The sequence below is a fragment of the Kitasatospora sp. NPDC088391 genome (assembly GCF_044753345.1).
Taxonomy (GTDB): domain Bacteria; phylum Actinomycetota; class Actinomycetes; order Streptomycetales; family Streptomycetaceae; genus Kitasatospora.
Genome location: NZ_JBIVNB010000001.1, coordinates 95,290 through 110,280 on the forward strand (window position 1 = coordinate 95,290; position 14,991 = coordinate 110,280).

A 14,991-nucleotide genomic window follows, 5' to 3' on the forward strand; every position below is an offset into this window, starting at 1 on the left:
GTCCTTCGGTTCGAGGCAACTCCCCCTTTCCTGACACCACGTCCGACACCGTCCGGCCGAGTGCCGCCGGTTGTCCGTCGTGCCGGCCGCCCCTGCTGCGGCCGACTCGTCGAACAACCGACCGCAGCCGAGCCGTTCCTCCGTCGGGTCGGCCTCCGGTGCCTGCGCGCACCCGGGCCGACGCCCCGTCAGGTCTCCTTCCTCCTGTGCCCCGCACGGCAATTGCTCTCCCGGTCCGCGACCGGGTGTGCGCTGCCGACCCGGTGCGCGGTCGGCGGCACGCGGTGTCGCCGGTGGTGCGCCGACGCCTGCGCCGAGGTGGGACCGGAGCTGCCCCGGACCTCCTGCCGGCCCCGTCATGCCGGGGCCAGAGGGGGTGTTCCTCATGGCCACCAACACACTGTTCGGTTCCACCACGGCCCGGCTCCGTGACCGCCGGGTCAGCCTCGAGCATCGGGCGACCGCCAGCCGGGCGGTGCGCTCCTCGCTGGTCTCCCTCGCCGGGTTGATCGGCGCGCCCGTCACCAACCAGGCGGGTGCCGAGGTCGGCCGGCTCGCCGACGTGGTCGCCCGCCTGTACGGCCCGGACCCGTACCCACCGGTGACCGGGCTGATCCTGCGGATCGGCCGCCGCCGGGCCTTCGTGCCCGCCGACGCGGTCGGGCGCCTGGGCGCCGGGCTGGCCGAGCTGCGGGCCTCCCGGGTCGACCTGCGGGACTTCCAGCGCCGCCCCGGCGAGGTCCTGCTGGCCCGGGACGTGCTGGACCACCAGCTCGTCGACGTGGACGGCGTGCAGGTCACCCGGGCCGCCGACCTGTACCTCGCACCGCTGGTCGGCCGGACCGTACTGGTCGGGGTGGACGTGTCGCTGCCCACCCTGCTGCGCCGGCTGGGGCCGCGTCGCTGGCAGGCCCGGCCCACCCCGGAGCGGGTGCTGGACTGGCAGTCCGTCGCCCCGTTCGGCGCGCAGGCCACCGAGGGCCCGGCCGAGGTCCGGCTGCGGGCCTCCCGCTCGGCCCTGCACCGGCTGCGCCCCGCCGATCTGGCCGACATCCTGGAGGACCTCGGCCGCAGCGAGCGCCAGCAACTGCTGGGCTGGCTGGAGCCGGAGCACGCGGCGGACGCGCTGGAGGAGATGGAGCCCGCCGAGCTGGAGAACCTGCTGCGCGAGGCCAGGCCCGAGCACGCCGCCCGGCTGGTCGACGAGATGGAGCCCGACGAGGCCGCCGACGCGCTGCGCGACCTGCAGCCCCGGGAACGGGAGACCCTGCTGGCCCGGATGCCGGACGCGGAGGCCGCCGAGCTGCGCGGCCTGCTCGCACACCGCGAGGGCACGGCCGGTGGTGCCATGACGACCCGTCTGGTGACCGCCCGGCTGGAGCAGACCGTCGGCGAGGTCCGTGCGGAACTGGCCGCGCAGTCCGAGCACCGCACCGAGATCGACGCCGTCGTGGTGCTCGACCCCGCGGGACGACTGCTCGCCGACGTACCGCTGTTCGACCTCGCGGTGGCCGAGGACGCCACGCCGCTCACCGATCTGGTGGCCTGGCTGGCCCAGTTCGGGGAGCCCTTGACGCTCTCCCCCGACACCCGGCTCGCCCGGGCCGCCGACCGGCTGGTGGCGGCCCGCAAGTCCTCCCTCCTGGTCGTCGACGAGGACGGCCGGCCGCTGGGCCGCATCCTCGCCGACGACATCCTCGACGCCCTGCTGCCCGAGCGCGGGCGCCTGCACTTCCGGAGGTTCCTCCAGTGAGCACCATCCGCACCGACTCCGCCGGCCTCGGCCCGACCGACCCCACCGGAGCCTCCGTCACCGCCGTCGTCGGTACCGGTGTCGCCGCCACCGCAGCCGTTCCGGGTGCCCGGGCCGCCGTCGGCTCCCTGCCCGCGGAGCCGGGTCCCGGCCCCGGCCCGGAAGGCCGGGGTGGCGGTGGTGGCCGGGGCCGCCGTCGCGGGTGGCGCCGGATCGCGGCGATCGCCATGGTCGCCGGACCGGGCCTGGTCGCGGCCAACGCCGGCAACGACGCCGCCGGGATCGCCACCTACGCCTCGGCGGGCTCCCAATTCACCTACGGCACGCTGTTCTTCATGGTGCTGGTGACCATCGCCCTGGTGATGGTCCAGGAGATGGCCGTCCGGTTGGGCGCGCACACCGGCAAGGGCCTCGGGGCGCTGATCCGCGAGCAGTTCAGCCTGCGCCTGACCGCTCTCGCGGTGGGCTGCCTGCTGCTGGCCAACACCGGCCTGGTGGTCAGCGAGTTCGCCGGGATCGGTGCCGCGTTCGAACTGCTGGGCGTCCCGAAGTGGGCGGTGATCCCGCCGGCCGCCGGCCTGCTGTGGGCACTGGTGCTGTTCGGCTCCTACCGCTGGGCGGAGCGGATCTTCCTGGTGATGTCGTTGGCGTTCTTCTCCTACCCGATCGCAATGATCCTCGGCCATCCGCACTGGGGCGAGGTCGGCAAGAACCTCGCCGTACCGCACATGGAGCCCTCCAGCGACTTCATCCTGCTGGCCGTCGCCCTGATCGGAACGACCGTCAGCCCGTACATGCAGTTCTACGCCGCCGCCGGGGTGGTGGACCGGGGCGCGAAGCCCGAGGACTACAAGCTGATCCGGGCGGACGCCGTACTCGGCGCGATCTTCGCCTGCCTGATCAGCCTGACCATCATCATCGCCACCGCCTCCGCGATCGGCGGCAGCGGCCCGCTGCAGTCCGCCGCCGAGGCCGCCCGCGCGTTGGAACCCGTCGCCGGTCAGGGCGCGGAGCTGCTGTTCGCCTTCGGGCTGCTCGGTGCCTCGGCACTGGCCGGTGCCGTGGTGCCGCTGTCGGCGAGCTACGCGATCGGCGAGGCCGCCGGGGTGGAACGTTCGGTGTCCCGCCGGTTCCGGGACGCGCCGCTGTTCCTCGGTGTCTTCACCGCGCAGATCGCCCTGGGCGCGATCGTGGCCCTCACTCCCGTCGACGTCATCCAACTGCTGATCGGCACCCAGGTGCTGCAGGGTCTGATCAGCCCGATCGTGCTGGTCTACCTGCTGGTGCTCACCAACCGGCGCTCGCTGCTCGGTGCCGCCGCGAACAGCCCGCGCTACCGGATCGCCGCGACCGCAGTGGTCGTCGGGGTCGCCCTGATGTCCACCATCCTGCTGGTGCAGACCCTGCTCGGGTGGTTCGGCCTGGCCTGACCGCCACTGCCGAAGGCGCTCTCGGAGCCGGTACTGGTGCTGCTGCCGGTGCCGGAGGCGCTCGCACCATGCCCACAGCTCCGCCAGCCGGTTCTTCGTCCCTGCTCGCACGCGTTCCCTCCTTCCGCCGGGGCGCCGACCCGTGTCGGCGCCCCGGTCCCTGTTTTCCGGCCCGGTTCCGCCCCGCGCCCTGTTCCGTGTCCTGTTCCGGGCCCGGCTCGCGCCGTGTCCCACGTCTTGCGCCAGGCCCTGGTCGACTCTTCGGTCCGCTCATTGACCCGCTCACCGCCCCACTCGTTTATCCGGTTGTCCGTCGACAGCCGCCCTGACAGGCTGCCGGTCATGTCTGCTCACGAACCGCCGGCCACCCTGGCCGCGTTCTTCACCGATGGCCGCCTGACGTCGATCCCACGCAAGCCGGCCCGCCGCACCGCCCTGCTGGAGCACTTGGCGCAGTCCCTGTTCGACCCCGACCGCTCGTACAGCGAGCGGGAGGTCAACGAGGCACTGCTCACCGTCCATCCGGACACCTCCATGCTGCGTCGCTACCTGGTCGAGGCCCTGCTGCTGTCCCGCACCCGGGACGGGGCCAGCTACCGCCGCGCCGCCGCTGCCGTCGGCGACGGGGCGGACGCTCAGCCGCCCGCCGCGTAGCGCCAGAACTCGCGCATCGGCCGGGGCGGCGTCGGGCTCGTCATCTCCACCTGGGTGAGCAGCACCGTCAACAGCCCGGTGGCCGGGGTGAAGTGCGCCGCCGTACCGCTGCCGCCGACCCAGCCGTAGCGGCCCGGCACGTTCCAGGGTTCGCGGCGGGCGATGTCCACCGAGCCTCCGTAACCCCAGCCCTGACCTTCCAGGAACAGCTCGCTGTCGGCACGCTGCCGGGCCGTCAGGTGATCGGTCGTCATCAGTGCCACCGACTCCGCGGAGAGCACCCGCCGCCCGTCCTCGGCCAGGCCGCCGGCCCGCAGCATCCGCAGGAAGGCCGTGACGTCCGCCAGGGTCGACAGCAGGCCGCCTGCTCCCGACGGGAAGGTGGGCGGGGTCGCCCACTGGCCGTCCGGCGGGTCGGCCACGGTCCGCGTCCCGTCCGGCCCGGGTTGGTGGAGCGGGCCGAGACGACCGGCCTGGCCCGGTCGGGGGCCGAAACCGGTGTCGATCATGCCGAGCGGGACGGACAGCCGCTCCGTGAACAGTTCTTCGAGCGCCTGTCCGGTGGCCCGGGCCGCCAGTACGCCCTGGAGGTCGGAACAGGTGTTGTAGAGCCAGGCTTGCCCGGGCTGGCGCAGCATCGGAATCCGGGCCAGCGCCGCGACCCATTGGTCGGGTGGGGGCACCTGCTGGGGCTGGGGCGGCCCCTGTTTGAGTTCGGCGAACAAGGGGGCCAGCGCGGGCAGTGAGAAATCCGCCGGGAAGCCGTAGCCGGCCCGGGACTCGAGGACGTCCCGCACCGTGACGGGACGGTCGGTCGGCACGGTGTCCGTCGGCGTGGCCTGCGGGGTGCGCACCACTCGCAAGGAGACGAGTTCGGGCAGCCAGCGGGCGATCGGGTCGTCGAGGCCGAGCAGTCCGTCGTCGACGAGTTGCAGCACCAGGGCGGCCGTCATCGGCTTGCTGACGGAGGCGATCCGCACCAGGGACTCCGGCCCCAGCTCGCCCGCCGCAGCCGTCTCGACCTCCGAGCCACGGTCGATCAGCGCCACCGCCCCGGGCACGGCATCCTCCGCCACCCAGCGCTCCAGTACGGCCTGCAGCCCACCGGTTCCACGCAGTTCACGCATCGTCTTCCCCTTCTGTCACCGGTGCACCGTCCGTGCCTTCCGCACGCGCCGCACCTGCTGCCTCCTGTCTCTCGGAGTGTGCCCGCTCCCCCGGCCTTGTCCCGTGCCGATCGGCTACCTCTGCCGCGCCGATCGGTTGACGCCCCATCAGCCGATCGGCCGACTCCCCCATCAACCGATCGGACAAATCGCTTCTAAGTCCCGCATCAGTGGATTTTTCGGTGTGTTTCACCGATGGCGGCGGGTAGGGTGACGCCACCACACCGACCGCCGCCGCAGCCCCGCTCCCACCACCGAGCGGTCGAGCACCGCCGCCGACCGTGGAGTACGGGCGGCAGGGCTGCGGGATTCCCATCGACACCGGCCTCACGGCGCGTCGGAGACCAGTGCCTTCGAACTGCCGCCGGAGACGCTGACCGCCGCACCCGACGCACTGTGCGCCGACGCACCCGAGACCCCGCCCGAGGAGACCGGGGCCGACTTCACCGAACTGGCCCCCGGGGAAGCCGGAGAACCGGACGGGCCCACCGACCCCGAGGAGGACTTCCCACCCGACGGCGCCGAGGAGGACGCGCCGGACGGCGTGCCCGTCCCGGTCTGTCCAGAGGAGGAACCGGAAGACGGGGCCGAAGCGGAACCCGAGCTCGAACCCGCCGCGCTCGGCGTCCCCGACCCGTCCGTACCACCCGATCCGCCCACCGGGCGGCCGAACTGATGCCCCGTCGACTGGTCGACCAACACGATCTGGGTGACCGGCGCAGGGGCGGGCTGCACCGTCACCACCCCGTCCGCGTGGAAGGAGGACCAGGCCGTTCCCGAGTACGTTCCGCCGGCACCGCTCGGCGGCAGCAGCGGATTGCCGCAGGCGCAGCGCACCCTGGGCACTCCGTGGTTGTCGATCAGCACGGCCGTCCCCGACTGCAGCACGGCCTGATAGGGGGTCGCCTGCCCGTTGGCGAAGCCGTGATTGGTGACCCGGGTGTCCTGGCGGAGCAGCACCGGGGTCAGGCCGTGCAGATAGGAGTCGATCTGGGAGCTGTCGATGCCTTCGACGCCGGCCCAGGCACGGGCCTTGTCGCTGTTACTGGTCAGATAGGAGGAGAGTTTGGGCACGTCACAGCTGGCCACCTCACGGGTGCCGCCGTACAGGCCGGGTTGGCCGCCGTTCACGGTGCCGCCGCTCGTGGCGGCACCGGACGCGGTCGCACTGCCCGAGCCGGGGGCGGAGGCGGAAGGAGTGCTGGCCTCGACCGCGTTGGCGACGGAGCCGGTGAACGGTTCCTGGCCGACGGCCGCGACCGGCTGGAGGGCGACGTCCTTGGTGTCCTTGTCGCCCGATCCGCCGACGAGCACCACACCGAGGGCGATGCCGAGCCCGGCGACCACCGCCGCCGCACCGAGCACCGCTCCTTTGCGCCACCACGGTTTCCCGCCGTCCCCCGAGCCACCGCCCGCCGCCGTCGCCCTGCCCCCGGACGAGGGCGGACCTCCCGGGCTTCCCGGAGCACCTGGAGTCCCCGGACCGGCACCGACCGGCGGCGTTCCGAGCCCCGCCCCGGTCCCGGACACCCCGCTCCCGGAACCGTCCGGCGCCTGGGCCCCGCCCGCCGACAACGGCCCGGAGGGCGGCCCCGAAGGCCCGATGCCACCCGCACCGGCCGCCGAAACACCACCCGCCACCCCACCAACACTCGGTGCCCCGCCACTTGACGAGGCGTCACGCACCGCTCCCCCTCCACTTCCCTGCGCGTCGACGACCGCCGGTCCACCCACCGCGCCCCCGACCTCCGTCGGCGGCCCACCGGGCCCGGGCGTCACCACCCCGGGCCCGACCACCTCGGTCGGCGGACCGCCCACGTCGGACACGTCGGGCTTCACCACGCCCGGCCCCACCACCTCAGTGGGTGAGCCGTCCGCATCGGGCCTCACCACACCGGACCCCACCACCTCGGTCGGCGGACCGCCCACGTCGGACACGTCGGGCTTCACCACGCCCGGCCCCACCACCTCCGTCGGCCGGTGTTCGGGCGGCGGGGCAGCGGGGCTCTCGTCGTCCGGTTCTTCGGGTTGCCGAGGTGTCGGCTGCTCAGCCACGGGTCTGCCTCCCGGTCGGACTCCCCCGAGACCACTCTGCGCGCCTTCCATTGTCCGCCCGGGTTCCCGTGCCCGCCGCTCCAGCGCCCGTTCCGGCTCCAGCCCCAACCACCGCCCCGCCGTCCGCGCCGGAGTGTGCGGCTGCGGACCGGGCCGTGACTTCGGCAACTCGCCGTCGGCGGCGGCCTGTCGGAAGCTGGAGGGGGCCGATCGGGATCGGTCGGCCGGCTGCCGGGGGGCCGTGCTGGAAGGGCCGGTGAGCCGCGTGCCTGGTGCTGTCACTCCGTCGAATCCGCCCGTACGTCCCCGCGTGCACCCACCGGGCGGGCCGGGGGTCGGGTGGGGGGCCGTCGTGGTGTCCGCGCTCACGGTGGTGGTGGGGGCGGTCGTGGCGATGGCCGCCGTCGCGGCGCTGGGCCTGTGGCTGGTGGGGGCGGCGGACCTGCCGGGCGGCGGTTTCGGGGCGGTCCTGGCGGCGACGCTGCTGATGGCGCTGGGGGTGCCGGTCCGGTTGGACGGCAGCGCGGCGTTCGTGGCCACGGCGCAGGGCGGGATCACGGCGGTGCCGCTGTCGGTGACGCTGGTGGGGGCGCTGGTCGCGGCGTACCTGTTCCTGCGTCCGATGCGGCGGCACGCGGTGGTGTCGGGCGGTTCGCTGCTGGCCCGGGTCCTGGCGCTGGCGGGGTGCTGGACGGTGGTGGTGCTGCTGCTCTCCACGGTGGCGCGGCACAGTTTCACGGTGTCCACGGGCGACGAGTTGGTGGACACCCTGGGCAGTGCGTTCGGGGCGGCGCCGGTGGTGGGCTTCCGGGTCGCTCCCGGCCAGGCGGTGGGGTTCGGGCTGCTGTGGCTGGCCGTGGTGGTGCTGCTGGCGCTGGCGGCCTCACGGCGGGCGCCGTTGCCGACGGCGCTGGTGCGCTGGCACGGCACGTTGCGGCCGACGGTGCACGCGGTGCTGTCGCTGCTGCTGGTGTACGTGCTGCTGGGGTTGGTGGGCGGGCTGGTCGCGCTGGTGGTCGGCAGCGAGCCGCGGCAGACGCTGGCGGTGATCTGTCTGGGGTTGCCGAACGTGGCCTGGCTCGGCTTCGGGGTGGGTCTGGGCGCGTCCTGGCACGGCCACGTCACCGACAGTCTGGGGTTGCCGTTCCCGCAGCCGCTGGCGGCGGTGCTGCGCTCGGGCGAGGACGTGACGCTGAACCTCGGCGCGCTGGCGGAGCGGAACGGCTGGGCGTGGCTGCTGCTGCCGCTGGCGGCGCTGCTGGTGCTGGTGGCGGGGGTGGCGGCATCGGCGCGGTCGCGTCCGGCGGTCCCGCTCTGGCTGTCGGCGGTGCGGTTCGGGGTGGTGCTGGGGTTGGCGATGCTGGCGGTCGGAACGCTGACCCGGGTCTCGGCGGTGTTCGGCCTGTCGCTGCTGGGCCTGGGCGGCGGCGGGTCGACCGTCCTGGAGCCGGATCTGCTGACGTCGATACCGATCGCGGCGGCCTGGGGCGCGCTGGCGGGCCTGCTCGGCGGCCTGCTCGCGCCGCACCTGCCCGGCCCGGCCGGGCGCCCGCAAAACGGCTCTCCCCGCCCGCCGGCGCCGCAGCCCCCACCGTGACAGGGCCGCACGGCAAGGACGCCGGCTCCCGTCCGGCAGGTGCCCGCAGGGGTGCGACCGCCGGACCCGCGCCGGGCAGCGGCCGAGGTCGCGCCGGTGCCGGGTCCGCGGGCGGGCAGGGCGTTCGCCGCGGCCTTCGTCGGGCAGGTCAGGCGCGGGGCGAAGGGCGGTCCCGCCCGGGGCTCGGCCCGGGCGGGACCTGACGAGGGGTCAGCCCTCGATGCGGTGCTGGGTCCAGAAGGAGGTGAGGTCGACGGTCGTCGCGGCCTGCGCGGCGGCCTTGAACTCGGCGGTGGTGGAGATGCCGTACCAGTGGGCGGCCGCGTAGTCGTGCAGCAGCTTGGTCATCGCGGTGTCGCCGATGGTGCGGCGCAGGTCGTGCAGGGCGCACTTGCCGTAGCCGTAGATGACGGTGGAGTAGCGGGAGGAGTTGGCGTCCCAGTAGGCCATCGAGTTGGTGATCTTCTCGGCCGAGGAGGCCCAGGAGGTGCTGTTCCAGCAGTTGGTGCCGGTCTTGCCCTGGGCGAGGTCGGTGGCGTAGTCGGTGAACGCCTCGTCCAGCCAGGGGGCGTTGTACTCGTCGTCGCCGACGATGCCGTACCACCACTGGTGGGCGATCTCGTGGGTGAGCGCGGTGGTGGAGACCAGGTCGAGGACGAAGCCGGGGTACTCCATGCCGCCGAACCAGAAGTTGTTGTCGATCACGGCGTCGAGTTCGCCGTAGGGGTAGGCGCCGAAGCGTCCGGCGTGCGCGTCGACGGCGGACTTGGCGGTGCTCAGCATGGACTGCGCGTCGCTGGAGCTGATGCCGCTGACCGAGTAGACGTTGACGGCGGTGCCGGCCGCCGAGGTGCCGGACGTCTTGGCGAACGGTCCGGCGGCCCAGGCGAACTCGCGGACGTTCTTGGCGGTGGCGGTGGTGACGGTCCGGCCGCTGCTGCCGGGGGTGTCCACGGAGGTGCCGGTGGCGGGCACCAGCAGGCTGCTCGGGTGGTCCAGGGTCACCGTGTAGTCGGAGGCCAGGGTGTAGAAGGACTCACCGTTGTTGGTGTAGGGGTCGAGGTGCCAGCCGGCCGCGTCGCGGACGGCGAGCACCGGCAGCGCGTTGCCGATGAAGCTGTAGGCGCCGTCGTAGCCGAACCGGTCCGCGCCGGAGGGGACGGCGATGGAGAGGTCGAAGCCGACGCTGCCGCTCTGTCCCTGCGCGAGGGGCGCGGGCAGGGTGACCTTGAGCGCGGTGCAGCTGACGCTGAGCGCGCCGGCGGTGCCGCCGGTCAGGTTGCTGACCGTGATGGGGGTGGTCGGGCAGGTGCCGTGGGCGTTGTCCCAGAGCCGCAGGTACACCTCGGTCAGCGGGGTCGCCGAGGGGTTGCTGAAGCCGATGCTCTGGTGCCCGGTCCAGGTGGTGCCGCTGGTGTTGCTGCTCAGGTTGACGGTGTACCCGGTGGGCGCGGGGGTCCGGGTGGCGTCGGTGGTGGGCGGGGTGGTGCCGCCGGAGACGTCGAGCGCCAGGTCGTCGAGGACGAAGCTGGTCTGCAGGCTGGAGTCCTCGACGCCGGTGAAGGCGAGGGTGACGGTCTGTCCGGCGAAGGCGGAGACGTCGAAGGTCTTCTTCACGTACCCGGTGGCCGCGTTGAGGTTGGAGTACGTGGCGAGGGTGGTGCCGCCGATCTTCGCGGTCAGCTTGTCGTACGCCGTGCTCCTGGTGGTCTCGGCGGTGTCGATGTGCAGCCAGAAGCTGAGGCTGGCGCTGCTGCAGCCGGCCGGCAGAGTGAGGGTCTGCGACAGGGTGTCGGTGTGCGTCGTGCCGTGGCCGTCCAGCCGGGCGTAGTACGTTCCGCCGTGCGCGCTCTGCCCACTGCCATTGGTGATCACGCCGCTGGACGCGGTCCATGGCGAGGTCCCGGACTCGAATCCGCCGTTGGCGACCACCTGCGCGGGGGTGCAGGCGGCGGTGGCGGCCTGCGCGGCGGGTGCGGTCGCGATGCCGGCCGCCACGAGCACGGTGGTGCCCAGGGCTGCGGCGGCACGGGTGGCGAGGACGCGGAGTCTGTTGCTCATCGGTGCTCCTCTCGGTCGCCGGAGTCTGTGGGGGCTCCGGCCGAGGGGCAGACTGCCAGCAAACACCCAGCATTGATAGGTGCATGCCACTGATCGTTACGGGACTCCCCCGTCCCGACACACGACTGAAACACCGTCAGGCCACTGACGCCCCGCACCGGTCAGGAGCGCCGCCGCCCCGGTTCGTACACCGGACGCGCCCACTCCGGCGGCAGCGGCGGCTCCGGCCGCCGGTCACCCGCCCTCGCCACCGCCACCGGCCCCGCCGCGACCCCCGCCACCGGCCCCGCCGAGGCCGAGGCCGAGCCCGAGCCCGAGCCCGAGGCCGCAGCCAGCGCCTCGGGCACCGGGGCGGCGGCCGCTCGCAGCGCCGCCGTGAACTCCAGGCAGCTCCCGTGGCGCTCCTCGGGCCGTTTCGCCATCGCCCGTTCCAGTGCCGCGCCCACCCCGGGCGGCAGGTCGGCGCGCTGCTCCAGCACCGACGGCGGCGGGTCGTTGAGGTGGGCCCAGAGCAGTGCGAGGTCGTCGTCGCGGCGGTAGGGCGGCCCGCCGGTGAGCATCTCGAAGACCACGCAGCCCAGGCTGTAGACGTCGCACCGCCCGTCCACCGGTTTGCCGGAGATCTGCTCGGGGGCGACGTAGTCGAGCGTGCCGACGAACTGGCCGACCGAGGTCAGGCCGGTCAGCGAGAGCGACTTCTTGGTCAGGCCGAAGTCGGTCAGGTAGGCGTGCTCGGGGTGGTCGGGGTCGGTGCCCTCGGCGATCAGCACGTTGCCGGGCTTGACGTCGCGGTGCACCAGTTCGTGGGCGTGCGCGGTGTCCAGGGCGCTGGCCACCTGCACGGTGATCCGCACCGTCTGGGCGATCGTCAGCGGGCCCTGCCGGTCGAGCAGCCCGCGCAGGTCGCGGCCGCGCACGTACCGCATCGCCAGGTAGAGCACCCCCTCGGCCTCGCCCGCGTCGTAGACCGGGACGATGTTGGGGTGATCGAGCGAGGCCGCGACCCGGGACTCCCGGACGAAGCGCTGCCGGAAGTTCTCGTTGCGGGCCAGTTCGGGCGCGAGCAGTTTGACCGCGACGGTGCGGCCCAGCCGCAGGTCCTCGGCCCGGTAGACCACCGCCATCCCGCCGCGCCCGATCATCCGCTCCAGCCGGTAGCCCGCCACCGTCCGGCCGGCCAGCTCGCCGGGTTCGGCGGCGAGCAGGGACGGTTCGTCCCCGGCGGGACCGCCTGCCGCGGGGGGTGCCACCTCAGGCCCCCCGCTCGCGGTCGACGGCGGCGAAGGTCTGCAGCTGGGCGGCGTCGCAGTAGTACCAGCGGCCCCGGTCCAGGTCGAGCAGCCAGGCGTGCGGGCCGTCCAGGACGGCGCCGAGCCGCAGGTCGCGGGTGCCGTCGCGGAAGGTCTCCAGGTCGATCCGCCCGGCCGTCCAGTCCTCGATCAGGCGGCGGTAGGTGGCGAGCGAGCGTTCGAGCGCGGCGAGCAGCGGGCGCGGGTCGTCGGTGGTGGCGAGCGGGGCGCCGGTGGTGGGCGGGGGGTGCGGGAGGGCGACCAGCAGGCGGCCGTCGACCCAGGCGGTCCAGCCGTTGGAGCAGACGATCCGGGCCCAGTTGCCGTGCGCCTCGGCGAGTTCGACGGGCAGCAGGGCGTCCAGGGCGACGCCCCCGGCGGCGGGGTCGGGGGCGGTCCAGGTGGCCATGCCGTCGGCCGGGACGACGTGGGTGGGCCGGAAGCCGCCGGGGGTCCCCACCGGCTACCGCCGCATCACGGCGGGTTCGTGGCGGCGCAGCAGCCGGGCGACGACCAGTCCGTAGGCGACGGCGAGCACCACCAGCATGCCCATGTCGAGCAGCCAGGTCCGCGGGGCGTGGGCGAACAGCGGGTCGTCGGTGAGGGCGCCGGGGACGATGCTGTGCAGGTCGATGGTGGCGGCCATCGCGCCGAGCGCCCAGCGGGACGGCACCAGCCAGGAGAGCTGGTTGAGCACGGGGACGTGGTCGAGTTGGAGCAGGGCGCCGCAGAACACCACCTGGACGATGGCGACCAGCACCAGCAGCGGCATGGTCACCTCCTCCTTCTTCACCAGCGCGGAGATCAGCAGGCCGAGCATCATCGCGGTGAGCGAGAGCAGCGCCACGGCGAGGGTGATCTCGACCAGTGGGGGCAGCAGGACGCCGCTGCCGCCCTGGGGCCGGAGCTGCACGCCGATCAGCGCGACCATGGTGAGGACCACCGACTGCACCACCGTCACGGTGCCCAGCACCAGGACCTTGGAGCAGAGGTAGGCCGATCTGGAGAGTCCGACGGCGCGTTCGCGCTGGTAGATGGTCCGTTCCTTGACGAGTTCGCGGACGGCGTTGGCGGCGCCGGTGAGCACGCCGCCGACGCAGAGGATGAGCAGCGCGTTCAGGGCGGTGTCCTGGTCGAGCCGGCTGCCGGCCAGGGCGTGCGCCATCGCGCCCATCACGAACGGCAGGGCGATCATGACGGCGAGGAAGGTGCGGTCGGCGGCGAGCGCGCTGGCGTAGCGGCGGCAGAGCGTGCCGACCTGTTTGCGCCAGCGCCTCGGCCTGGGCCTGGCGGCGGGGGCCGCGGCCGCGGGGGCCGCGGAGACCTCGGCGGCGGGGGCGGCGGCCGGGGCGAGCGCGCCGGGCCAGTCGACGGCGCCGCCGGCCGGGCCGCTGACGTAGCTGCGGTAGGGCGCGGAGGCCCGGAACTCGCCGGCCCAGTCGCGGTCGCTCTGGGTCTCGAAGGCTTCGAAGGCGTCCGGCCAGTGGGCGAACCCGAAGTGGCCGAGCGTCTCGCCGGGCGGGCCGTACCAGGCGATCCGGCCGCCGGGGGCGAGCAGCAGCAGCCGGTCGCACAGGTCGAGGCTGAGCACGCTGTGGGTGACCACGACGACGGTGCGGCCGTCGTCGGCGAGGCCGCGCAGCATCTGCATCACGGAGCGGTCCATGCCGGGGTCGAGGCCGCTGGTCGGCTCGTCGAGGAACAGCAGGGACGGTTTGGTGAGCAGTTCGAGGGCGACGCTGACGCGTTTGCGCTGGCCGCCGGAGAGGCTGGAGATGACCTGGTCGGCGCGTTGGGCGAGGCCGAGTTCGGTGATCACCTCCTCGACCCGGGCGGCGCGTTCGGCGGGCGCGGTGTCGTCGGGGAAGCGCAGCTCGGCGGCGTACCGGAGGGCCTTCCGGACGGGGAGCTGGGTGTGCAGGATGTCGTCCTGCGGGACGAGTCCGATGCGCTGACGCAGCTCGGCGTAGTCGCGGTAGAGGTCGCGGCCGTCGTAGCGGACGGTGCCCCGGTCGGCGGGGCGCAGCCCGGTGAGGGCGTTGAGCAGGGTGGACTTGCCGGCGCCGCTCGGTCCGGCGACGGCCAGCAGGCACTTCTGGCCGACCGGGAAGCTGACCTGGTCGAGCAGGGTGCGGCCGCCGTCGACCTGGACGGTGAGCCCGTCGACGTCGAGGTCGATGTCGCCGGTGTCGACGAACTCCTGGAGTTCGTCGCCGACCAGGCAGAACACCGAGTGTCCGATGCCGACCAGGTCGCCGGGGCCGACGGCGGCGCGCAGCACGGGCTGGCCGTTCAGGTAGGTGCCGTTGTGGCTGTCCAGGTCGGCGATCTCGTAGCGCCCGTCGGGGCGGGCCCGCAGTTCGGCGTGGTGCCGGGAGACCGAGAGGTCGCCGAGGACGAGGTCGTTGTCGGTGGCCCGTCCGATCCGCACCACCTTGGCCGGGAGCGCCCGGACGCTGGACGGTGGCCGGAACGAGCCGGTGATGGCGGTCAGCGCGGACGGGCGGCGGCCGGGCAGCGGGTGGACGGCGGTCGGTTCGGGCAGCGCGCTGAAGGTGCAGCGCGGGCCGTCGGAGGGGCTGCCGAGGCAGAGCACGGTGCCCGGTTCGATTTCCAAGTGGACGATCCGTCGGCCGTCGGCGGCGTACGTGCCGTTGGTCGATCCGGTGTCGTCGACGATCCAGTGGCCGCCCCCGACGTGCAGTTCGGCGTGGTGCCAGGAGACCCGGGGGTCGGTGAGGACGATGTCGCCGGTGGGGTCGCGCCCCATCGCGTACGTGCGGCTCGGGGTGATGACCGTCGAGTCGCCGCCGGTTTCCAGGATCAGTTTCGGCGCGGTGAGCGCAGCCTCTCGCTCTCCCATACGTCGATGCTAGACCTGGCGGCGGGCACCCGCCCGAGGGGCGGTTTTCAGCCTTCCGGGTGACAGTGGGAAACGGTCGCCGCGGGTTGGGTACCTGTGGGGTCGGGACCGAGCGGCCCGTTG

At 73.7% G+C, this 14,991-nt stretch carries 10 protein-coding genes; 4 read left to right on the forward strand and 6 right to left on the reverse strand.

The features are described from left to right. The first annotated feature begins 385 nt into the window (after window positions 1-385). The 3 genes from ACIQBJ_RS00400 to ACIQBJ_RS00410 all read left to right on the forward strand — a co-directional run bounded on the left by ACIQBJ_RS00400 (window position 386) and on the right by ACIQBJ_RS00410 (window position 3,837). The gene (locus tag ACIQBJ_RS00400; RefSeq protein WP_400700979.1) at window positions 386-1,753 is read left to right on the forward strand and encodes a magnesium transporter MgtE N-terminal domain-containing protein; all 1,368 of its coding nucleotides are present in this window, start codon (window positions 386-388) and stop codon (window positions 1,751-1,753) included. Continuing rightward, complete coding sequence (locus tag ACIQBJ_RS00405; protein ID WP_400700982.1) at window positions 1,750-3,183, forward strand: NRAMP family divalent metal transporter; 1,434 nt, start codon at window positions 1,750-1,752, stop codon at window positions 3,181-3,183. The genes ACIQBJ_RS00400 and ACIQBJ_RS00405 overlap by 4 nt, the downstream gene beginning before the upstream one ends. A gap of 342 nt (window positions 3,184-3,525) precedes the next feature. Next, window positions 3,526-3,837, forward strand: coding sequence for a DUF2087 domain-containing protein (locus ACIQBJ_RS00410; RefSeq protein ID WP_400700985.1), 312 nt, complete (start codon window positions 3,526-3,528; stop codon window positions 3,835-3,837). On the opposite strand, the gene ACIQBJ_RS00415 is transcribed toward ACIQBJ_RS00410, so the two are convergent. Next, window positions 3,819-4,964: a serine hydrolase domain-containing protein gene (locus tag ACIQBJ_RS00415; protein WP_400700988.1), complete on the reverse strand. Its 1,146-nt coding sequence runs from the start codon at window positions 4,962-4,964 to the stop codon at window positions 3,819-3,821. The two genes, ACIQBJ_RS00410 and ACIQBJ_RS00415, sit on opposite strands and share 19 nt — an antisense overlap. A 366-nt stretch (window positions 4,965-5,330) precedes the next feature. Further along, the gene (locus tag ACIQBJ_RS00420) at window positions 5,331-6,368 is read right to left on the reverse strand and encodes a DUF6777 domain-containing protein (RefSeq protein ID WP_400700991.1); all 1,038 of its coding nucleotides are present in this window, start codon (window positions 6,366-6,368) and stop codon (window positions 5,331-5,333) included. Window positions 6,369-7,410: 1,042 nt separating this feature from the next. On the opposite strand from ACIQBJ_RS00420, the gene ACIQBJ_RS00425 reads away from it, so the two are divergent. Continuing rightward, window positions 7,411-8,655 (forward strand): streptophobe family protein, encoded by a 1,245-nt coding sequence (locus ACIQBJ_RS00425; RefSeq protein ID WP_400700994.1) that lies wholly within the window; start codon window positions 7,411-7,413, stop codon window positions 8,653-8,655. 210 nt (window positions 8,656-8,865) lie between these two features. Here ACIQBJ_RS00425 and ACIQBJ_RS00430 read toward each other — a convergent pair whose 3' ends face one another. From ACIQBJ_RS00430 to ACIQBJ_RS00445, 4 genes are all read right to left on the reverse strand, one after another. Then, a complete protein-coding gene (locus ACIQBJ_RS00430) occupies window positions 8,866-10,716 on the reverse strand; it encodes a M1 family aminopeptidase (protein ID WP_400700997.1) in 1,851 nt (616 codons plus the stop codon). Window positions 10,717-10,877: 161 nt separating this feature from the next. Next, entirely contained in the window at window positions 10,878-11,858 is a 981-nt protein-coding gene (locus ACIQBJ_RS00435; protein ID WP_400703412.1) for a serine/threonine-protein kinase, read from the reverse strand. Between the two features lie 109 nt (window positions 11,859-11,967). Then, the gene (locus ACIQBJ_RS00440; RefSeq protein ID WP_400701000.1) at window positions 11,968-12,465 is read right to left on the reverse strand and encodes a hypothetical protein; all 498 of its coding nucleotides are present in this window, start codon (window positions 12,463-12,465) and stop codon (window positions 11,968-11,970) included. 3 nt (window positions 12,466-12,468) lie between these two features. Continuing rightward, window positions 12,469-14,868, reverse strand: coding sequence for an FHA domain-containing protein (locus tag ACIQBJ_RS00445; RefSeq protein ID WP_400701002.1), 2,400 nt, complete (start codon window positions 14,866-14,868; stop codon window positions 12,469-12,471). Between the last annotated feature and the right edge of the window lie 123 nt (window positions 14,869-14,991).